At 45.4% G+C, this 19,477-nt stretch carries 19 protein-coding genes; 13 read left to right on the top strand and 6 right to left on the bottom strand.

Translation table 11 applies throughout. The features are described 5' to 3' along the window. Positions 1–164: 164 nt before the first annotated feature. The 10 genes from glyA (at position 165) to QQL66_RS19800 (ending at position 8,520) form a co-directional block, all read left to right on the top strand. Positions 165–1,427, top strand: coding sequence for a serine hydroxymethyltransferase (gene glyA / locus QQL66_RS19845; RefSeq protein WP_284383883.1), 1,263 nt, complete (start codon positions 165–167; stop codon positions 1,425–1,427). Positions 1,428–1,680: 253 nt separating this feature from the next. Next, entirely contained in the window at positions 1,681–2,151 is a 471-nt protein-coding gene (gene nrdR, locus QQL66_RS19840) for a transcriptional regulator NrdR (RefSeq protein WP_284383882.1), read from the top strand. Beyond that, the gene (ribD, locus tag QQL66_RS19835; RefSeq protein WP_284383881.1) at positions 2,148–3,287 is read left to right on the top strand and encodes a bifunctional diaminohydroxyphosphoribosylaminopyrimidine deaminase/5-amino-6-(5-phosphoribosylamino)uracil reductase RibD; all 1,140 of its coding nucleotides are present in this window, start codon (positions 2,148–2,150) and stop codon (positions 3,285–3,287) included. The genes nrdR and ribD overlap by 4 nt, the downstream gene beginning before the upstream one ends. 37 nt (positions 3,288–3,324) lie before the next feature. After that, positions 3,325–3,999, top strand: coding sequence for a riboflavin synthase (locus QQL66_RS19830; protein WP_284383879.1), 675 nt, complete (start codon positions 3,325–3,327; stop codon positions 3,997–3,999). 49 nt (positions 4,000–4,048) lie between these two features. Beyond that, positions 4,049–5,167: a bifunctional 3,4-dihydroxy-2-butanone-4-phosphate synthase/GTP cyclohydrolase II gene (gene ribBA / locus QQL66_RS19825; protein WP_284383878.1), complete on the top strand. Its 1,119-nt coding sequence runs from the start codon at positions 4,049–4,051 to the stop codon at positions 5,165–5,167. Between the two features lie 125 nt (positions 5,168–5,292). Further along, a complete protein-coding gene (gene ribH / locus QQL66_RS19820) occupies positions 5,293–5,766 on the top strand; it encodes a 6,7-dimethyl-8-ribityllumazine synthase (RefSeq protein WP_284383876.1) in 474 nt (157 codons plus the stop codon). Between the two features lie 2 nt (positions 5,767–5,768). Continuing rightward, the gene (nusB, locus tag QQL66_RS19815) at positions 5,769–6,302 is read left to right on the top strand and encodes a transcription antitermination factor NusB (protein ID WP_284383875.1); all 534 of its coding nucleotides are present in this window, start codon (positions 5,769–5,771) and stop codon (positions 6,300–6,302) included. Between the two features lie 23 nt (positions 6,303–6,325). Next, positions 6,326–7,321: a thiamine-phosphate kinase gene (gene thiL, locus QQL66_RS19810; protein WP_284383872.1), complete on the top strand. Its 996-nt coding sequence runs from the start codon at positions 6,326–6,328 to the stop codon at positions 7,319–7,321. A gap of 34 nt (positions 7,322–7,355) precedes the next feature. Continuing rightward, positions 7,356–7,856 carry a phosphatidylglycerophosphatase A family protein gene (locus QQL66_RS19805; RefSeq protein WP_284383871.1) on the top strand — a complete coding sequence of 167 codons (501 nt, stop codon included), beginning with the start codon at positions 7,356–7,358 and terminating at the stop codon, positions 7,854–7,856. Positions 7,857–7,869: 13 nt separating this feature from the next. Beyond that, on the top strand, positions 7,870–8,520 hold the full coding sequence (locus QQL66_RS19800) for a retropepsin-like aspartic protease family protein (RefSeq protein WP_284383870.1): 651 nt from the start codon (positions 7,870–7,872) through the stop codon (positions 8,518–8,520). Positions 8,521–8,574: 54 nt separating this feature from the next. On the opposite strand, the gene dxs is transcribed toward QQL66_RS19800, so the two are convergent. The 3 genes from dxs to QQL66_RS19785 form a co-directional block, all read right to left on the bottom strand. Next, positions 8,575–10,497 (bottom strand): 1-deoxy-D-xylulose-5-phosphate synthase, encoded by a 1,923-nt coding sequence (gene dxs, locus QQL66_RS19795; RefSeq protein WP_284383869.1) that lies wholly within the window; start codon positions 10,495–10,497, stop codon positions 8,575–8,577. 132 nt (positions 10,498–10,629) lie between these two features. Next, positions 10,630–11,493 (bottom strand): polyprenyl synthetase family protein, encoded by an 864-nt coding sequence (locus QQL66_RS19790; protein ID WP_284383867.1) that lies wholly within the window; start codon positions 11,491–11,493, stop codon positions 10,630–10,632. Positions 11,494–11,518: 25 nt separating this feature from the next. Next, a complete protein-coding gene (locus QQL66_RS19785; RefSeq protein WP_284383866.1) occupies positions 11,519–11,755 on the bottom strand; it encodes an exodeoxyribonuclease VII small subunit in 237 nt (78 codons plus the stop codon). Positions 11,756–11,962: 207 nt separating this feature from the next. On the opposite strand from QQL66_RS19785, the gene pomA reads away from it, so the two are divergent. The 3 genes from pomA to QQL66_RS19770 are packed head-to-tail and all read left to right on the top strand — an operon-like array spanning position 11,963 to position 14,448. Further along, a complete protein-coding gene (gene pomA / locus QQL66_RS19780) occupies positions 11,963–12,718 on the top strand; it encodes a flagellar motor protein PomA (protein ID WP_284383864.1) in 756 nt (251 codons plus the stop codon). Between the two features lie 55 nt (positions 12,719–12,773). Then, positions 12,774–13,745: a MotB family protein gene (locus QQL66_RS19775; protein ID WP_284383863.1), complete on the top strand. Its 972-nt coding sequence runs from the start codon at positions 12,774–12,776 to the stop codon at positions 13,743–13,745. 58 nt (positions 13,746–13,803) lie between these two features. Continuing rightward, complete coding sequence (locus QQL66_RS19770; protein WP_284383862.1) at positions 13,804–14,448, top strand: PilZ domain-containing protein; 645 nt, start codon at positions 13,804–13,806, stop codon at positions 14,446–14,448. Here QQL66_RS19770 and QQL66_RS19765 read toward each other — a convergent pair whose 3' ends face one another. The 3 genes from QQL66_RS19765 to QQL66_RS19755 all read right to left on the bottom strand — a co-directional run bounded on the left by QQL66_RS19765 (position 14,449) and on the right by QQL66_RS19755 (position 19,150). Beyond that, positions 14,449–15,153, bottom strand: coding sequence for a replication protein P (locus tag QQL66_RS19765; RefSeq protein ID WP_284383861.1), 705 nt, complete (start codon positions 15,151–15,153; stop codon positions 14,449–14,451). Next, positions 15,059–16,231: a DnaT-like ssDNA-binding domain-containing protein gene (locus QQL66_RS19760; RefSeq protein WP_284383859.1), complete on the bottom strand. Its 1,173-nt coding sequence runs from the start codon at positions 16,229–16,231 to the stop codon at positions 15,059–15,061. The genes QQL66_RS19765 and QQL66_RS19760 overlap by 95 nt, the downstream gene beginning before the upstream one ends. Positions 16,232–16,381: 150 nt before the next feature. Continuing rightward, positions 16,382–19,150 carry a response regulator gene (locus QQL66_RS19755; protein ID WP_284383857.1) on the bottom strand — a complete coding sequence of 923 codons (2,769 nt, stop codon included), beginning with the start codon at positions 19,148–19,150 and terminating at the stop codon, positions 16,382–16,384. Between the last annotated feature and the right edge of the window lie 327 nt (positions 19,151–19,477).

Here is a 19,477-nt window from a genome sequence, read left to right as displayed (position 1 = left end):
TACTCAGTAGGCGTTCGGAATTTAATCGGTTATACTTCGCGCCAAATTTCCAGTTCCACTTTTAATATTTTTTAGTTCCACTTCAAGGCAGCAAAAAACGCTGGGAAGCCAGTAAAATAGCTGACTGAGTGGTCAACCTCACTTGATAGAATCAGAGGACGCCCATGTTTACTCGTGATATGAATATTGCTGATTTTGACCCAGATGTATGGTCTGCAATGGAAAGCGAACGTGTTCGCCAAGAAGAACACATTGAGCTGATTGCATCAGAAAACTATACCAGTCCTCGTGTTATGGAAGCGCAAGGCTCTCAGCTAACCAACAAATACGCTGAAGGTTATCCAGGTAAGCGTTACTACGGTGGTTGTGAGTACGTTGACGTAGTTGAGCAATTGGCTATCGATCGTGCCAAAGAATTGTTCGGTGCGGGTTACGCAAACGTTCAACCACACTCTGGTTCTCAAGCAAACGCAGCGGTTTACATGGCGCTATGTAAGCCAGGTGACAAAGTATTGGGCATGAGCCTTGCTCACGGTGGTCACTTGACGCACGGTGCAGCAGTTTCTTTCTCTGGTCGTATCTATGATGCGGTTCAGTACGGTCTAAACCCTGAAACGGGTGAGATTGATTACGAAGAAGTAGAGCGTTTGGCTCTAGAGCACAAACCAAAAATGATCGTTGCTGGTTTCTCTGCGTATTCTCGCGTAGTTGATTGGCAGCGTTTCCGTGACATCGCAGACAAAGTAGGTGCTTACTTGTTTGTGGATATGGCCCACGTAGCTGGTTTGATTGCGGCTGGCGTTTACCCAAGCCCGGTACCTTTCGCTGACGTTGTGACTACAACAACTCACAAAACATTGCGTGGTCCTCGTGGTGGTTTGATTCTTGCGAAAGAAGACGAAGAATTGAACAAGAAGCTTAACTTCGCTGTATTCCCTGAGTCACAAGGTGGCCCATTGATGCATGTGATCGCTGCTAAAGCAGTGTGCTTTAAAGAAGCAATGTCTGACGAGTACAAAGCATATCAGGCACAAGTTGTTAAAAATGCTCAGGCAATGGCTAAGGTATTCATCGACCGTGGTATCAATGTTGTTTCTGGTGGTACTGACGATCACTTGTTCCTTGTTGATTTGATCGGCAAAGAATACACAGGTAAAGATGCTGACGCAGCGTTGGGTGAAGCAAACATCACTGTGAACAAGAATGCGGTTCCAAACGACCCTCGTTCACCGTTTGTTACTTCTGGTTTGCGTATCGGTACACCTGCAATCACTAGCCGTGGCTTCGAAGAAGCTGAATCAGCAGAGCTTGCTGGTTGGATCTGTGATGTATTGGATGGCCTTGAGTCTGGTGATGCATCTGCTGCAATCGCAGAAGTAAAACAAAAAGTACTAAATATTTGTAAGCAGAAGCCTGTATACAAATAAGCTGCGTTGAAATAAACGCAGGATTCGGATGGTTTTACTGTCCGAATTAGGATTCTGAATTAACAGAGTTCTGAATTGAAAAGCTTCGATACGAAGAAATTCGTACCGAAGCTTTTTGCGTTTTAGGTCAAGTGAAATTACAATAGCGACGCTTTCTTAAAAGTATTGTCCCAACAGGATCGATCCTATTGTTTTGGTTGGGTGTTTAAGCGAACAAGATCGATTCTTCAGCTCTTTAACTTCAGAGGTTCACATGTATTGTCCATTTTGTGGCTACAAAGAAACCAAGGTGATAGATTCCCGTTTGATCAGTGATGGTGAACAAGTCCGTCGCCGTCGAGAATGTCTGAAGTGTAACGAACGTTTTACCTCTTACGAAGTTGCTGAACTTCTTATGCCGCGCGTCATCAAGCAAGATGGCACGCGCGAACCTTTCAATGAAGAAAAATTACGGGCCGGTATTCAACGTGCGTTAGAAAAACGTCCGGTGAGTTTCGACAACATCGAATCTGCTATTCTCAAAATCAAACATCGACTCCGTGCAACCGGTGAGCGCGAAGTGCCTTCACTTATGGTGGGAGAGGCGGTGATGGAAGCACTTAGACAGTTAGATCAGGTGGCTTATGTTCGATTTGCTTCTGTCTATCGCAGCTTTCAGGACATCGATGAGTTTCGTAAAGAAATTGATATGTTATCGAATGCGTCTTCGGAGCCCGTAAAATGATCAACCCGGAAGCCATTAACATTGAAGATGAAAAATGGATGTCTCTGGCGATTGAATTAGCCCAGAACGGTTTGTATACAACGCATCCTAATCCTCGTGTTGGGTGTGTCATTGTAAAGGACGACCAAGTGGTGGGTCAGGGCTTTCATTTCAGAGCCGGTGAGCCCCATGCAGAAGTGCACGCTTTAAAAGATGCGGGTGAGCAGGCGAAAGGGGCTACGGCCTATGTCACTCTGGAGCCCTGCAGTCATTTTGGACGTACTCCGCCGTGTTGTGATGCGCTGATTAAGGCGGGCGTTTCTCGGGTGGTTGCGGCTATGACCGATCCAAACCCGGAAGTGGCGGGGAGAGGGTTACAGCGTATTGAAGAGGCCGGTATTTCAGTGGTCTCCGGGATTCTGGAAGACGAAGCGAGAGATCTCAATCCTGGTTTCCTGAAGCGTATGGAAACGGGGCTGCCTTATGTTCGTGTTAAACAGGCAATGAGTCTGGATGGGCGTACTGCGATGGCGTCCGGTGAAAGCAAATGGATTACCGGACCTGCTGCTCGCTCAGATGTTCAACGTCTTCGTGCCATGAGTGATGCCATTATTACCGGTGTTGGTTCCATTCTTCATGACGATTCTTCGTTGACGTTGCGGGAAGATGAACTCGGTTTAGCAAAAGAACTTGCTGCAGAAGCAATCCAACATCAACCGTTACGGGTGGTGTTAGACAGTCAGCTGAGCATTCCGGAAATGGCTAAGATCTTATCTTTGCCAGGTGAGACGATAATTGTATGTTCTGATCAAGCTGATCAGACCAAGAAAGATCGCTTGGAAAAGGCGGGCGTGACGGTCTGGACTCAGACGACTGATAAGAGGATTCAGCTGGTAGCGTTATTAAAACGATTGGCAGCAGAGCGTTCGATTAACGAAGTATTGGTTGAAGCTGGGGCTCAGCTATCGACAGGTTTCCTCGAAGAAAAACTTGTGGATGAGTGCTGGACGTACATTGCTCCTAAATTGATGGGGGCTGATGCTCGTCCATTGGTGACCTTGCCATTGGAGCGTATGAATCAAGCAATTGCGTTAACCTTTGAAGAAGTATCACCGGTGGGTGAAGACCTTCGTATTATTAGTAAACCCGCCGTTTAGGTCTGTTATTTAGTTTTGTTTATCAAGGGAATCGTACGTGTTTACCGGTATTGTTGAAGCGCTAGGTCAGTTGAAAAATAAAGTCGTCAAGGGTGGCGATGTGGCTATTACCATTGCGGTAAATAGTCTGGATATGTCTGACGTTAAACTCGGAGACAGTATTGCTGTTAATGGTGTTTGCCTGACGGTAGTTGCTTTTAATTCCTCTGAATTCACCGCCGATGTGTCATTAGAATCCTTGTCGCTGACAGGATTGGATCAATTGGCGCCCGGAGCGGCGGTGAACTTAGAAAAAGCGATGTTACCTACCTCTCGTTTTGGTGGACACATTGTTAGTGGTCATGTGGATGGTCAGGGCGAAATTGTTCAGCTAGAACCGTCCGCACGTTCCGTTCGAATTGTAGTGAGACCCGATTCAGAATTGGCTCGTTATATCGCTAAGAAAGGGTCTATTACCCTGGATGGTTGCAGCCTGACTGTTAACGATCTGATTGGCGATGATTTTGTGTTGAATGTGATCCCACACACTCAACAAGAAACTATTATTAAAAACTACAAAGTGGGAGACAGGGTGAATCTTGAGGTTGATGTGGTGGCTCGATATCTTGAGCGCCTACTGACTCAGGGTTCTGATTCGGGAAGCCAGCCAAAAAGTAACATCAGTATGGGCTTTTTGGCAGAACACGGCTTCATAGGAAGAACAAAGCGATAAGCAGGAAGAACTCCTCTATCACGCATCCAACTGCTCAAAAGGCTAGAGAATGTCCCTAAATAGTATTGAAGAAATCATTGAAGATATCCGCCAGGGTAAAATGGTTATCCTGATGGATGACGAAGATCGTGAAAATGAAGGCGATATCATCGTTGCAGCGGAAAAAGTTACTCCTGAAATTGTGAACTTTATGGCCTCGAAGGCTCGTGGCCTGATTTGTCTTACTTTAACCGGAGAGCGTTGTGACTTCTTGGGCTTGCCTCCGATGGTAAGCGATAACAGTGCTCAATTCAGCACACCGTTTACGGTATCGATCGAAGCGCGTGAAGGCGTAACCACCGGGATTTCTGCGGCGGATCGTTCTCATACCATTCGTGTTGCGGTTGATCCTGAATCGCCAGCGGATGCGATTGTTCAGCCGGGTCATATCTTCCCTCTACGTGCTCAGCCTGGTGGTGTATTGAGTCGTGCAGGTCATACCGAAGCTGGTTGTGATTTGGCGCGTTTGGCTGGTTTGACGCCTGCAGCGGCGATTGTTGAGATCATGAATGAAGACGGCACGATGGCGCGTCGCCCTGATTTGGAAGAGTTTGCCAAAGAGCACGACCTAAAGATCGGAACCATCGCAGACTTGATTCACTACCGCATGATGAATGAGCACACCATTGAAGAAGTGCGCAAAGAAAGCATCGACACTGAGTTTGGTGCGTTCACTCTTCATGAATTCAAAGACTCCATTCACGGTCATCGTCACCTGGCAATGACTCGTGGTCAATGGTCGGAAGAAGATGCGGTACCCGTTCGTGTTCATGTACTTGATCCAATGCGCGATATCCTTCGTGCAACACAAAGAGATCGTGTGTCATGGTCAATTGATGCGGTTATGAAATACATTGCAGAGCGTGATCAAGGTGTGATCGTGATGCTTGATATGGACGGCCAAATGGATTTGGCGGGTAGTCTCGATAAGTTGCTGTGTCCTCAAAAGGCACACCGTGTACCTGGGCAAGGTGTTTCTGGTGCTTATCAGACCATCGGAACCGGTTCTCAGATCTTGCGCCACTTGGGTATTCGTAAGATGGATGTAATGAGTTCTCCGATGAAGTTTAGTGCACTGTCCGGATTTGATCTGGAATTGGTTAACTTCATCGAACCGGACGCCGAGTAAGATATAATCGCCCGGGTATGATCCGCCTGGGCGATGACTTTGGATGGTTAAATTCAAACCTATCATCCAACAAAAGTTACGACTTAATTCGACAGTTCAATTGTTAAAATCAAATGGTAAAAAGCATGTCTCAAATTAAAGTTATTGAAGGCGATATGACGCCGAACCAAGGTAAATACGCTTTGGTTGTTGGGCGTTGGAATGCGTTCGTTGTGGAAAGCCTGGTGGAAGGTGCGGTTGACTCTTTGAAGCGCCACGGTGTGTCAGAAGAAGATATCACAATCATTCGTTGCCCTGGCGCAATGGAGATTCCATTGACGGTTAAAAAAGTGGCTGAGACAGGTAAATACGACGCGATTATTACACTGGGTGCAGTGATTCGTGGTGGTACGCCGCATTTCGAATACGTTTCGGGCGAATGTACTAAGGGATTGGGTCAATTGGCGCTGCAATACGGTATTCCAGTAGCGTTTGGTGTATTGACTGTGGATAGTATTGAGCAAGCAATTGAGCGTGCAGGAACCAAGGCCGGTAATAAGGGTGAAGAAGCGGCAATGAGCGCCTTCGAAATGGTTAGCTTATTAAAGCAGGTGAACTAAGCATGGCTAATGGCGAAATGAACGAGCAAGGCAAAACCACTTCTCCTAAAGGTGGCTCAAAAGGTCCTCGGAAAGGGAAGCCGGGTGGTGGTCGCAAAGGGCCAGCTGCTGCGCGACATGAATCTCGCTGCCTGCTGGTTCAGGCATTGTATCAATGGCACATGAACAAAGATTCAATCACTACTATTGAAGCGCAATTTTTAGTGGATAATGAATCGAAGAAATACGATAAACCGTATTTCTCTGAGCTGTTACATGAAATCCCTAGAAAGCTAGCTGAATTGGATTCTGCGTATGTGCTATTTCTGGATCGTACTGAAGATCAGGTTGATCCGATTGAACGTGCAATCTTACGTATCGGTGCTTATGAATTACTTCATCGTTTGGATGTGCCATATCGCGTTGTGATCAATGAAGCGATTGATCTTGCGAAAAACTTCGGTGGTGAAGACGGTCATAAGTACGTGAATGGCGTGTTGGATAAATTGGCAGGTCGAGCTCGTTTGGAAGAAAAACAACGTGCTCGTTCCAAATAATCTGAACGCGTTATGATCTGCTCATGGATGAATTTGCGCTGATACAGACTCTCTTCCAACCTTTACAAGAGATTGGTTCGGAAGAGAATGCATCAACTGGGCATGGTTTCCTTAAAAAAATTGGGGATGATGCTGCAGTTTGGAAAGGTCAGGGTAACCTGGCCTTTTCTATTGATACCCTGGTTGAAGGGGTTCACTTTACTTCGGATATTCCTCCTTACGATCTGGGTTATCGTTGTCTTGCGGTTAATCTCAGTGATCTGGCTGCGATGTCTGCTACTCCTCTATTTTATACGCTTGCAATCACGCTTCCCGAGATCCATGAGCCTTGGTTACGTGCTTTTGTCGACGGTATGAGAGTACTGGCTGAGCGGTTTCATATTCCTTTGGTTGGGGGCGATACCACAAAGGGACCTCTGACGATTACCATTCAAGCGCATGGCTTGTGTCCTCATCCTGTCTATCGTGACGGAGCTCAGGTCGGGGATGATGTTTATGTGTCTGGCTCTTTGGGGGATGCTGCGGCTGGGCTACACCTCTGGTTGGATCGAGATAGTAGATCAGCTGCATCAACTCATGCTCATTCAAAAGATGAAGATTTTCTGATTCAGCGTTTTCATAAACCGACACCCCGAATTGTCTTGGGACAGGCGTTGTCAGGTATTGCCAGTGCGATGCTTGATGTATCCGATGGATTATTGGCTGACTTGCGGCACATTGCCGAGGCCAGTGGAGTATCTGTCGTTGTGGACGCTCAAAGTCTGCCAATATCTGATGCGTTAAGCCGTTGCTTTGAAATGCCTCAAGCAAATGAGTGGGCACTCACTGGCGGAGATGATTACGAATTAGCATTTACCGCGCCGCCGGATATGGAGCAAAAACTTCAAGCTGTTGCAAAACAGTCTGGTATTGCTATCACAAAAATTGGCCGAATTGAGACGGTCAATGACACACAGAAGGTGAGCGTAGAGAACGCTAATGTTGATCTAACTCGCTTAGGCTACAACCATTTCTCTTGAACGCGATTGAGACATTCAAAAAGGACATTGTTTCATGGGTGAAAAGATACATTTATCTCCGATTGAGATTATCAAAGATCCGGTCCACTTTTTTGCCTTTGGTTTAGGCTCCGGATTAAGCCCCAAGGCGCCGGGTACCTTTGGCACTCTGATGGCGTTGGTGATTTATTGGTTTATGTTGGCTGACATGAGCTTGTACTGGTACATCGCAGTAGTGGTTTCCAGTATTCCTCTAGGGATCTATTTATGTGGTGAAAGTGCACGTCGTTTAGGGGTGCATGACTACGGTGGTATTGTCTGGGATGAGTTCTCTGGTCTGTGGATAACCTTTATTTTTGCGCCGAAACATTGGCTGGTGGCATTGATCGGATTCGCCTTGTTTCGCTTCTTCGACATTATCAAACCTTGGCCGATTAAATGGGCGGATCAAAAAGTATCCGGCGGTTTGGGGATAATGCTTGATGATATTTTGGCTGGTTTGATGTCCTTGATTGTGTTGCAATTGTTGTTAATGTCGAACTGGTTGCCGTTATAAGGGGCGTTTAAGCATGGGGTTATTCCGTAGCAATCGTATCTGTCTGTTGTTTGCAGCGTGGATGCTTTCAGGGCTTGTTTGGGCAGAGGCGTCGATTCATGTGGAAGGGTTGATGAATAACATGGCTGTGCTGAACATTAACGGTACGCAGCGGATTCTTCGAAAGGGGCAAACCTCGCCAGAAGGGGTGAAGTTAATCAGTGCCGATGCGAAGCAGGCCGTGATCATGATCAGTGGACAGCGAAAAGTGTTGGGCCTGTCAGGGCATATTTCAGGTGACTATCAGGCGCCTCAAAAGGCCACGGTGAGTATTCAGTCCAGCAATGGACAGTACTTAACAACAGGCAGTATTAATGGTCGTCCGGTAAGTTTTTTAGTGGATACTGGCGCCACATCGATTTCTATGTCGATGGCAGATGCGCGGCGCCTGGGGGTGTCTGTGGATCGATCCAACCCTGTATATGTTGGAACAGCCGGTGGTCAGGTGATTGGCTATCCGGTGCTTTTAAATTCAGTTAAGGTAGGCGGCCTGAAAGCCAGTTACGTTCATGGGATTGTGCTTGAGTCTGGCTTCACTGGAGAGATCTTGCTGGGAATGACCTTCCTGAAACACGTGAACATCAAACATGAAAAGGGCTTTATGATTCTGGAGCAGAATCATTAATCCTAGTCCTGAGTATAGTGAAGGATAAGTTTGTCTTTGGTTGCTGGCTATAAGTTAGTTTGCAACCGCAGACATTACTTGCTTCCCTTCAAATGCGGTCAGTGCTTTGTTGATCGCAGCGTCAATGCCTTCGGCATCCAGTCCACACTCTTTCAGCATTACTTCTGGTTTGTCGTGTTCGACATAGTAGTCTGGCAAGCCAAGATTAATAATGTGACCTGTCTGGTATTGGCTATTGAGGAACTCATTCACGGCAGAACCTGCGCCACCCATAATGGAGTTTTCTTCCACGGTTACTAGCAGGTCATGGGTTGTGCGAGCTTCCAGAATTGCGGCTTCGTCTAAAGGCTTCACAAAACGCATGTCAATGAGTGTGTAGCTGTGCTTCTCGGCAACACCACGAGCCGCTTCCACCATAGAACCAAAGGCTAGAATGGCGACTTTTTTACCTTTGAGCAGGGTTTCTGATTTGCCTATCTCGATGGCTGATAAGTCGTCTGAGATATCCACGCCAGGACCTGTGCCTCGCGGATAGCGAACTGCAGCCGGGCCTTCATAAAGATAGCCAGTGCTTAACATTTTTCGGGTTTGGTCTTCGTTGGATGGTGCCATGATGACCATGCCAGGAATGCAACGAAGAAATGCTAAATCAAAGCTACCAGCGTGCGTAGGGCCGTCTTCTCCCACTAAACCTGCTCGGTCAATGGCGAACAGAACATCCAGATCCTGAATAGCAACGTCATGAATCAGTTGGTCATAAGCGCGTTGTAGGAATGTTGAATAGATAGCTACAACAGGTTTCAGATTTTCACAGGCTAAACCCGCTGCCAGCGTTACGGCATGTTGTTCTGCAATGGCAACGTCGAAGTAGCGCTCCGGGAATTGCTCGCTGAATTTGATCAGGTCTGAGCCTTCTCGCATCGCAGGCGTAATACCGACCAGACGCTCGTCATGATTTGCCATATCACACAACCATTGGCCGAACACATTTGAGTATTTTGGTCGGCTTGGTTTAGGCGTTTGAGAGCTGCGCTCGTTTTTGTTCGGTAACTTGTTGATGGCGTGATAACCAATCGGGTCGGCTTCTGCTGGAGAAAACCCTTTCCCTTTTTTGGTCACAATATGCAAAAACTGAGGGCCCGACAGAGACTTCATGTTAGCCAGCGTCTCGGTCAGTAATTCAACGTTATGACCATCAATAGGGCCGATATAATTGAAGCCCAGCTCTTCGAACATGGTGCCAGGTGTGGTCATGCCTTTAAGCAGATGTTCTTCTGTCTTTTTAGCTAACTCATATACCGGCGGGATGTCACCCAGGATTTTCTTGCTGTTGTTTCGCAAATTATTGTACGAAGGTGAGGATAAGAGCCTGGCCAGATAATTAGACAAACCACCGACGTTTTCGGAAATCGACATGTCGTTGTCGTTGAGAATAACTAACATGTCTGCGCCACTGTCACCCGCATGTGTCATGGCTTCAAAAGCCATGCCTGCGGTCATGGCACCATCACCAATAATAGCAACAGCTTTTCGATCTTCACCTTTCTGCTTTGCAGCCAGTGCCATGCCTAACGCGGCACCGATTGAGGTACTTGAGTGGCCAACTCCGAAGGTATCAAACTCACTTTCAGATCGACGAGGAAATGCAGCTAAACCGCCACCTTGACGGATGGTTGGCATCTGTTCGCGTCGGCCTGTCAGAATTTTATGTGGGTAAGCTTGATGGCCTACGTCCCACACTAATCTATCTTCAGGTGTGTTAAATACATAGTGAAGAGCAATCGTTAGCTCAACAACCCCCAGACCTGCACCAAAATGCCCACCTGATTGACCCACAGAGTACAGCAAATATTCCCTAAGCTCTTTGGCTAATTGAGGCAAAGTAGCAGAGGACATCTGTCGTAATTGTTCTGGACGATCAATGCTATCCAACAACGGCGTGTCTGGACGGCTTTCAGGTATTTTATGGAAAATCATCTTGGATTGATTACCTAGTCAGGCCCGTAGGTTAGACGGCGCATTCTACTACAAAGGCGAAGGTCGACAAAGTAGCAATGTGACAACTTATTGGAATTTGAGTCTGAAAGGGGAAGACCACAGCCGAGTAGGTTAGTGGTCTCTGTCTGCTACAAAGTGAGTCAAAGTGACGAGTTGTTCTGAAGAGTTCAGCTGCGCTTGATTTAATAGGGTCAGCGCCTTGTCCTTTAGCTGATTTAAGTAGTCTTTTGCGCCTTCCAGAGTGAGTAGCTTGGGGTAAGTGGCTTTGTCCAGCTCGTGATCCGAGCCCTGTTGTTTACCAAGAACTTCCGTTGAGCTGGTGATGTCAATGATGTCGTCGGAAACCTGGAAGGCCAATCCTAATGTCAATGAAAAGTCTTTCAGTGTGGATCGAATGTGCTCTGGTGCGTTAGCCGCAATACAAGCCATCTCTGTACAGGCGGAAATAAGTGCGCCGGTTTTTCGGTTATGAATCGCTTCTAGTTCACTCTGATTTAGTTGTTTTCCTTCCGAATCCAAATCGTGAGCCTGTCCGCCAACCATACCTGCAGGGCCGGATGCTTTGGATAGTACTTGAATGATGGCTACTTTTTGAGCGTCTGATAGTTGTGTTGAGTCAGCAATGATTTCAAAGGCCAGTGCTTGCAGTGCATCGCCTGCAAGAATTGCTGTTGCTTCATCAAACTGCACATGACAGGTGGGTTTGCCACGACGAAGATCATCATCATCCATCGCTGGAAGATCATCGTGTATTAACGAGTAGGTGTGAATGCACTCAATGGCCGCCGCAATATCATCCCCTTTTTCTTCGGGGAGCCCTAGCGCAGTCAATGTCATATAAGTTAAAGCGGGTCTGAAACGCTTACCACCGTTGGTAACGCTATAAGACATGGCGGTCTTTAGGCGACTAATTTCCGGTTGTGCGTTGATTTTGGTAGCAAGAATCTGGTTGCAGCGTTCTGCAGCTTGCTGCATGAGCAATTGAATATTCAAAACGTGTTTATTCGTCGTTTAAAGTGGAGTTGTCGAAAGGCTGTTCTGTTTCGCCCAGGAGAATGCTGACTTTTTGTTCGGCCTGATCCAACGCTTGCTGGCAGGTTCTCGATAGTTTGATGCCTTGTTCGAAGGTTGCCAACGACTTGTCGAGACTCAAATTGTCGTTTTCCAATGATTGAACCAGTTGCTCCAGTTCTGTCAAAGACGCTTCAAAATCAAGGTTTTTATTCTGATCAGTCATAAAAAATTCTGTATCGGTGGAAAGCTTGCGCTATTATCCTAGTATTCTTAAAGTGACTCAAGTAATCGATTAAAATTCAAAATCAGGCTTAAGTTTTAGCTCAACGAGTCGATATAAGTTCATGATGTTGATAGAAAACCCTAAAAGAATGTATGGGTTTTCTGTTATTTTGCACTCTTTCTGCCCCAATCAATAAAGAGGGATCTTGTGGATTTAGCAACACTTATCGGAATAGTAGGTGCCTTTGTAATTGTTATTGCTGCCATGGTTCTAGGCGGCTCACCTCATATGTTCTTTAATGTGCCGTCGCTATTGATTGTGGTAGGTGGTTCTATTTTTGCGGTATTAATGAAGTATGAACTTGGGCACTTCCTCGCAGCAGGTAAAATTGCAGCCAAAGCGTTTATGTTCAAGTTGCAAGCGCCTGAAGATTTGATTTCTGAAGTGGTTGAAATGGCTGCTGAAGCACGTAAAGGCGGTTTACTGTCTCTTGAAGGTAAGGAATCTGAAAATAAGTTCCTTATGAATGGAATTCAGCTTCTGGTAGATGGTCATGATCCGGAAGTTGTCAGAACCTTATTAACCAAAGAAATGAACCTTGCGGTTGAACGTCATGCATCAGGTTCCAGTATCTTTACCCAGATGGGGGAAGTGGCGCCAGCGATGGGGATGATTGGTACCCTAATTGGTCTGGTGGCCATGTTGGCTAACATGGATGACCCAAAATCTATTGGTCCTGCGATGGCGGTTGCTCTGTTAACTACTTTATATGGGGCAATGATTGCCAACATGTTTGCTCAGCCAGTTGCAGATAAGTTGGATTTAAGAGCAGGGCAAGAAGCGATGTCCAAACGCATGGTGATTGATGCGTTGTTAGCGATACAGGCAGGTCAAAACCCGAAAGTAATTGAATCCATGCTACGTACTTACCTTGCTGAAGGTAAGCGCCCACCAGAGATCTAAGGCAGTTCGGTGAATTTCCGAACCAATGTGATTATCGAGAAAAGCGAATGCCTGGATGAGTGACGAAGAACCAAAGAAAAAAGAAAAAGCCGGAACGCCCGCCTGGGTGATGACCTTTGCCGACTTGATGTCGCTCCTGATGTGCTTTTTCGTATTACTGCTTTCCTTTGCGGAAATCGATGCTATTCGCTTTAAGCGTCTGGCCGGTTCCTTAATGAATGCCTTTGGTGTGCAAAACGTCAAGAACCTGGCTGAAATCCCTAAAGGTACAAGTATCATCGCTCAGGAATTTAGCCCAGGGCGTCCCGATCCTACTCCTCTGAATGTTATCTATCAGGATACGTCTGATACCACCAAGGAAAGCTTGGAAGTAGAGTGTCAGGACCCTGAAGCTCAAAACATTGCCACAGAGGATAATCAGCGACTTCGCGAAGATCGTAAGACAAAGGATGAAGCGGAAGCTGCGAAAGCGGATGCCGAGAAAGACGCCATTGAAATTGCCACTCACATGCAGGAAGAGGTCGGCAAAGGCTCTATTCAGGTCGAAACTAAAGACCGACGCATTGTGATTCGAATTCAAGAGAATGGTTCATTCAAGTCGGGTTCTGCAACCCTGGATGACAAGTTTTTCCCGGTCTTGGCAAAATTAAAAGATATGTTGTTAATGGTTGAAGGAACGTTAAGTTTTGAAGGTCATTCGGACGATGTATCTTTACCCAGCGCCAGTGCCTTTGCTAATAACTATGAGTTATCTTCAGCCCGTGCTCAGGCGTTAGCAAATGAACTTTTAGCGTTTAAAGAATTCCAAAGAAAACGATTTAAAGTAGTTGGTTGGGGATCAACCAAGCCAATTGCTGATAATGAGACGCCGGAAGGTCGTCAATTAAATCGTCGTGTGGAGATTGTTATCGTGAAGGATGATCCATACGAAGAACATGTTGATCAAATTGAAACTTTCGATCCTTATCAGGATGGCTTTGACCCGACAGATGAATTGTACGAGTTGTCGCCAGAAGAGATTTTCTAGATTACTATGTATATAGAGTCATAAGAATAATAAAAATAGATTAGAGAGACTTTATGTTATGGGACAGACAGCTCCAATTGATGGCGGTGTTGATCGTCGACGATTTTTCAGAATAGCCGATACGGTAAGTCTTAGGTATCGCGTCCTTTCTTTATCCGAAGAAAAGTTGTGGCTAGATGGGGAGCTTAATATTGAGCCCGACCCAGATATTCGCGCATTGGATGCGGAAATTTCATCAGAGATTGAGCGTTTGAGGCAAAACTCCCCAGAATTGTCAGCAATGGCTGATTTATTAAATCAAAAGCTGAATATGTTTGCAGATTCTGTGTCTGCTCATCTGGACGCGGGGTTTCAACAAAAATATCGTACAGTTAACGTAAGCTTGAGTGCGTGTGGTGTGGGTTTTCCGTCGGTAGAACCCTTGTCGGATGACACGATTGTGCTGATGGATATGTTGCTGACATCGGATCATCGGCGTGTGTTGGTGACAGGGCGTGTTATTGGCAGTGATCGACTTTCTATTCCTGGTCCTCAAGGCACAAATTACATGATTCGTGTGAATTTTGAGCGAATCAGTGAGCAGTTGAGCGAGGAGTTGATTCAGTACGTGCTACAACAGCAGCGTCGAATCTTGGCGGCGCAAAGACTGGCTCAGGAAGAGAAAGAGCTGATTGCTTTACGCCCACTCAAGAATTCGGACTAATTAAAGACCTGTTTTCTTTCTTAATGCTTCTAAATGCTTGATTTGATCCTCTTTAGGAAGCGGAATGCTTTCTAATTGAGGAACATCTGATTTCACCTGAATATTTAGTGACTCGCCATCCCGTACTTTTGCACATAACTGTTCGTAGTTTCGTTTGAAGATCGGGAAAACTTTTGCTTCTGGTTCACTTTGTAATAGAAACCAGCCAGTGGCTCTTCCTGCCCAGTAAACGGCTGGGTGTGTCCATTTGTATTTTTCTTTGGGACTGTTAGCTCGACAGGCTTCTACATAGGCTGAATAGTCATCCGGTAAACCGTGTTCTGATAAGTCATGTTCACACATTTGAACGAGTTCAGGCAGTGTTGGCATGAACTTATTGGTTTGGATGGCTTGGTCTGTAGCGCGCTTAATCTGTTCTGGCTTGAAACGATTCAGTTGCATTGCCCACAAGCGTTTAGCACTTTTTAAGCTTTCTAGATCACCAAAAGCGCGTTTGAATTGATTGTGGTAAGCCAGTTCGAACGCGCCAAAAAGATAGGTGATGGCAGCAACCATGTCAGCGGTTGGTATTTGATTGGCGGTTTGTTCGTTGTAATTCGAATCCGCTCGGTTAGAGTTCGTCCGCCCAGCTGGTGTCCTGGTGTCGTTCGATGAATGACTGATTTGCTGTGTGACCGGATTGATGATGTGCTGAACCTTTTTCATGACTTACCGATTGTCCAATGTTGTCCAACTGATGACGCTTCGCCCAACTCCATTTGAGGTGTTGGACAAACTTAGTGTTCCAGGATGTTGAGGTTTGATTTGAATCTGACCAATATAACACAAATGGTTTGATCTGCTCTTTCACAAATTCGACATCGATTTGCGCCATCCGTGCAATATCAAAGCATTCGGGGCTTGGTTGCCAGTTTTTTGGAATACGCGTTGGGTTGGTTGAGTGTTCAATGGTTGAGCAGAACTTTTGCCATTGGTGGCGAATGTGACTCACAAACTTGTTATTCCAGGTAATCTCGGCGCTTCCTCGTTCCATCCAATACAAAAGAAACTCTGCAACACTGTCTTTGATGAATTCAGGATCAATGCCATCACGAATGAGGATGTCACGCGCATCCTGGCTGGGTTGCCATTCTTTGGTGATAGGGGCGGGTATTTTATTTGAGGCGACTTTGGTTTCGTGCTCCATCCAAAGTTTTCTTACGCGTTCTTGGAATTTTGCCCCCCAGCTAATGGCATGTTTACCACTTTCCTTCCAATAGGTAACGAACTCAGGAATGGCTTCTTGTATAAAGTTCTCTGGAATACCAAGTCGAGTCAGTTGCTGAATAACATGTGGGTCGGGATGCCACTGTTCTGGCATTGGACCTGAGCGACTGAAAGTTGGGTTTTGCTGAAGGTTTGTGTTGTTGGTGTTGCCAGTAGTATTTCCTGTTCCTATAGCATTACGATTGCCTGAGGCTTGAGGCGGGATGCTATTGACGATTGGCAGGCCAGACGTCGATGTTTTCTTCACTATTCGATATAAACACTTAGGGTTTAAAGTGTTACCGGCCTGGTGAATTTCAATCAATCCTTGCACTCGTAACTGGTTTAGTGAGCTATGAATGGTCTCGATGGTCCAAAAGGGCAGTTTTGATGTCCAGTCGTCATCGCTAATCAGTATCCAACCATTTTTATTTTGGCGAAAAGCTTGGAATTGCTGCATAACCGCGAATGCAATGGCTTGTTCCAGACCATGACTGCGCGCTAAATTTGCAGAAAAATGAATTGAATAGTCGCCCATTAGGATACTGCCTTTGACTTTGAATCAGAGAGAATCTTACATCCAGAACTGATGTAGGGTGTTGGCCGAGTCTGTTCGACTCAGCCGTTCATATTAATGCATTTCAAGATGTTTGGGGAGTTGTACCCGATGAATAAAGGTAAAGAGCTATCACTCTGTCGTTTCTTCAACAACGGTTACCACCGGTGCCCAATCTCTTAACTTGGAGCGTAATGTACTGAGCTCGATCGGTTTTTCGATATAGTCATTCATTCCGCAATCCATACACATGGCTTTCTGTTGTGGCATAACATGAGCCGATAGGGCGATGATCGGTACTTCGGTCTTTTTGTTTCTCTTTTCCCAATCTCTGATGGCTTGAGTCGCTTCAAAACCATCCATGATCGGCATTTCACAGTCCATCAAAACGATATTGAAGTCGCCATTGCGGAAAGCATCGTAGGCTTGCTCCCCGTTGCTGGTTACTTCGTAGCTGACTCCAATCTTTCTTAACATTCCGCAGATGACTTTTGTGGATACCTGATTATCTTCTGCAATCAGCACATTCAAAGTCTTGTGGCGATTAGGATCTTCAATCTGATGCAGTTCTGCTGGCGCATTTGAGTGGGTAATGTGACCAAGTCCTTTAAGAATGACCTGTTTCAGTGCGCTGCCAGAGACAGGTTTAGTTAGAATATGGCGGATTCCTGCATTCTTGACTGTGGTGTTGTTCGGAGTGAAGTTTAATCCTGTTAGCATGATGACCAGTACATCATTGGTAATCAGGTTGTCCTCTTTGATTTTGGCTGCCAGCTCAATTCCGTTCATGATTGGCATTTTGTAGTCGAGGATTACAACGTCAATCTTCTCTTCAAGACTGGCCTTATTTCGTAATATGGCAAGTGCTTCCGGGCCACCGTGAGCAATAGAGGTTTCCATTCCCCAAGAATGCGCGTGATGGGCAATGACTTTTGTGATGGATACATTATCGTCAACAGCTAATAGATGCAGACCTTCCAATACGGAATCATCAAACACATCCTCTTTTTCCACTTCGCTAGCAGGCATATTCGCGGTAAACCAGATGACATTACCTTTACCAAACTCTGATGCCATGTGCAGTTCACCGCCCATTAAGTGGATCAGCTCCTGAATCATGCTGAGGTTGAGGCTCAGATCAGATGTTTTTAGGTTGGCTTTACTTTGCTGATAAGCATCAAAAAGGCTGCTGTTCTGGTTCTTCTTAAATCCGATGCCGGTATCCCGGATCTGGAATCTCAGTTGATTTGGCGTGCTGTTGGATTCCACGCTCACAATAATTTCGCCGTGCTCAATTAAGTTAAACAGATGACTTATCAAGCCATGCAGTATTTGTCTTAGTCGCTCGTTATCCCCTCTGACCATTTGAGGAATGTCGTTGGCGATATCAGTAATAAGTTCAATTTGCTTTTGCTCTGCTTCCCGAGAAAAATCGGTTAAGCACTGAACGACAACGCTTTGTAAGTCAAAGGTACGTTCATTTAGGGAAAGCTCTCTGGATTCTATGCGAGTGTAGTCAATGACATCGTTGATCATTGTCATTAGACGTTCGCCGGATTCCTGAATGGTTGAAATGTATTCTCTTTGGTTATTGCTCAAAGGCGTGTCGAAAAGTAATTCTGTCATGCCGACCACCCCATTAAGAGGGGTTCTCATCTCATGGCTGAATTGAGCTAAAAATGAATTTTTAGCGGTAATGAGTTCCCTTCTTACCTTATTTTCGCGGTACTGACGATTACTGCTCTGGGTATGAATGAAGAGAAGTTTTCCTATGGCTGTTGTAATGAACATGCTAAGCACGATGAGTGTCAGGCTATCTTCAAATCCAAGTGTAAGCATGTCCGGCGTAATGCCAAGAGCATGAATGATGTTCGCGGTTAATAGGACGCTGGCAATGATGCTGCTAAAAACCAGGTTAGAAGCGATATGGTTTTTTCGTGTTAATTGCTGAAATCCTAAACCTGTCATAGCTAGGCAGGCGACAAGAGATGGAATGATGATAGTTGTAAGATGATTAGCATAAAGATGATGCGAAGTGACCATGAGTATGACACCTAAGGTGCCCGCAAAAATTAATATCTTTTTGATCTGGGATTTCAAGCCACATAGGTAAAGCGTCAAACTCAGGTAAGAAAGAAATGCTAGGCCAAAGGTTAGGTAGTACATGGTCAGGCTTTGCAATTGATTGAGATCGAAAATAGCTTTTGTCTGACCGGTGTAAGTAATGTAGAAGAAGCCGATTAATGTAATAACGGCTGCACCTGCTAAGGAAGAGGTGTTCCGGCTAGTACGGTAGAGATAAAGCAGCGTAGTAACCAGAGTGATCAAAATGCCGGCAAAAATTCCCTGCATCCAATTGTTTTCTAAAATGTCTTCTTGGTAGTGTTCCTTATCTAGGAATAAAAGCTCAATTCGTTGATCTGAGATGGGATGAATACGAATCAGGTTGAGCGTCGATGTTTCTTCGGGAATTTTGATGCGTATATAAGTGGCGTCATGTCCGACAAATACATTACCTGTGGTTGAATAGAAGAAAGGACCATTATGAGTAACGCTACTTTCAATCGCTTGATAGATGTTTGTTTCTGCTAATTGCAAATCTCTGATCTTTATATAGCTGACCTGTTCTTTCCTGCTTGGGTTTACCAATGCTAGTTGTAGCCAGTAGGTTCCGCCTTTCTTACTGATGTTAATGAACGGGGTGTGATTAGGTGTAAATCGGTTCAGTACATTCGACTGTGAAAAGTGTTCGTAGGTCAGCTCATTCTTAGGATCAAAGATAATTGAGACTTTTGCTGTTAAGTCTGAACCTGATGTTGTGTTGGTGATATCAATCTTATTGTCTGCTTTAGCGAATATCGAAATGAAGAGAAGCAGAGTGAGGCTAATGTAATACTTCATGCTTTGATCCTGAAAAATTTAAAATGAATCTAACATGCCTTAGGCATTTTCGCAGCGATAACCGTGAGTTTAATTGGAGTAACTATAATAAGATTTCAGCGGATAAAAATTATTTTTAAAAAATTTTAAAAAAGCGCTTGCGCTGCGAATTAATCTCCCTATAATGCGCTCCACGTTCTGAGGGGGACACGCCACAGAGGCAGAAAGAAAGGGATCTGATCCTGATCTGGAAAGCTCGAAAGGCTGAAAAAACTTCTTCAGAAAGTTAAAGAAAAAGGTTGACACAGAGATTTGAATCGTTAAAATGTGCGTCCTCTTTCGAGATAA

This window comes from Litoribrevibacter albus, assembly GCF_030159995.1.
GTDB classification, from domain to species: Bacteria; Pseudomonadota; Gammaproteobacteria; order Pseudomonadales; family Litoribrevibacteraceae; genus Litoribrevibacter; species Litoribrevibacter albus.
Note: the sequence above shows the minus strand (reverse complement) of the source record. Positions and strands in the feature narration are given on the sequence as shown.

What these genes read in the sequence shown, in the direction of transcription:
- dxs (WP_284383869.1), bottom strand. Translation starts at nt 10,497, where the DNA reads ATGATTTTCCATAAAATACCTGAAAGCCGTCCAGACACGCCGTTGTTG.
- glyA (WP_284383883.1), top strand. Translation starts at nt 165, where the DNA reads ATGTTTACTCGTGATATGAATATTGCTGATTTTGACCCAGATGTATGG.
- thiL (WP_284383872.1), top strand. Translation starts at nt 6,326, where the DNA reads ATGGATGAATTTGCGCTGATACAGACTCTCTTCCAACCTTTACAAGAG.
- QQL66_RS19770 (WP_284383862.1), top strand. Translation starts at nt 13,804, where the DNA reads ATGGGACAGACAGCTCCAATTGATGGCGGTGTTGATCGTCGACGATTT.
- ribBA (WP_284383878.1), top strand. Translation starts at nt 4,049, where the DNA reads ATGTCCCTAAATAGTATTGAAGAAATCATTGAAGATATCCGCCAGGGT.
- nusB (WP_284383875.1), top strand. Translation starts at nt 5,769, where the DNA reads ATGGCTAATGGCGAAATGAACGAGCAAGGCAAAACCACTTCTCCTAAA.
- QQL66_RS19805 (WP_284383871.1), top strand. Translation starts at nt 7,356, where the DNA reads ATGGGTGAAAAGATACATTTATCTCCGATTGAGATTATCAAAGATCCG.
- QQL66_RS19790 (WP_284383867.1), bottom strand. Translation starts at nt 11,493, where the DNA reads ATGCAGCAAGCTGCAGAACGCTGCAACCAGATTCTTGCTACCAAAATC.
- QQL66_RS19755 (WP_284383857.1), bottom strand. Translation starts at nt 19,150, where the DNA reads ATGAAGTATTACATTAGCCTCACTCTGCTTCTCTTCATTTCGATATTC.
- QQL66_RS19760 (WP_284383859.1), bottom strand. Translation starts at nt 16,231, where the DNA reads ATGGGCGACTATTCAATTCATTTTTCTGCAAATTTAGCGCGCAGTCAT.
- QQL66_RS19775 (WP_284383863.1), top strand. Translation starts at nt 12,774, where the DNA reads ATGAGTGACGAAGAACCAAAGAAAAAAGAAAAAGCCGGAACGCCCGCC.
- ribD (WP_284383881.1), top strand. Translation starts at nt 2,148, where the DNA reads ATGATCAACCCGGAAGCCATTAACATTGAAGATGAAAAATGGATGTCT.
- nrdR (WP_284383882.1), top strand. Translation starts at nt 1,681, where the DNA reads ATGTATTGTCCATTTTGTGGCTACAAAGAAACCAAGGTGATAGATTCC.
- QQL66_RS19800 (WP_284383870.1), top strand. Translation starts at nt 7,870, where the DNA reads ATGGGGTTATTCCGTAGCAATCGTATCTGTCTGTTGTTTGCAGCGTGG.
- QQL66_RS19785 (WP_284383866.1), bottom strand. Translation starts at nt 11,755, where the DNA reads ATGACTGATCAGAATAAAAACCTTGATTTTGAAGCGTCTTTGACAGAA.
- ribH (WP_284383876.1), top strand. Translation starts at nt 5,293, where the DNA reads ATGTCTCAAATTAAAGTTATTGAAGGCGATATGACGCCGAACCAAGGT.
- QQL66_RS19765 (WP_284383861.1), bottom strand. Translation starts at nt 15,153, where the DNA reads ATGAAAAAGGTTCAGCACATCATCAATCCGGTCACACAGCAAATCAGT.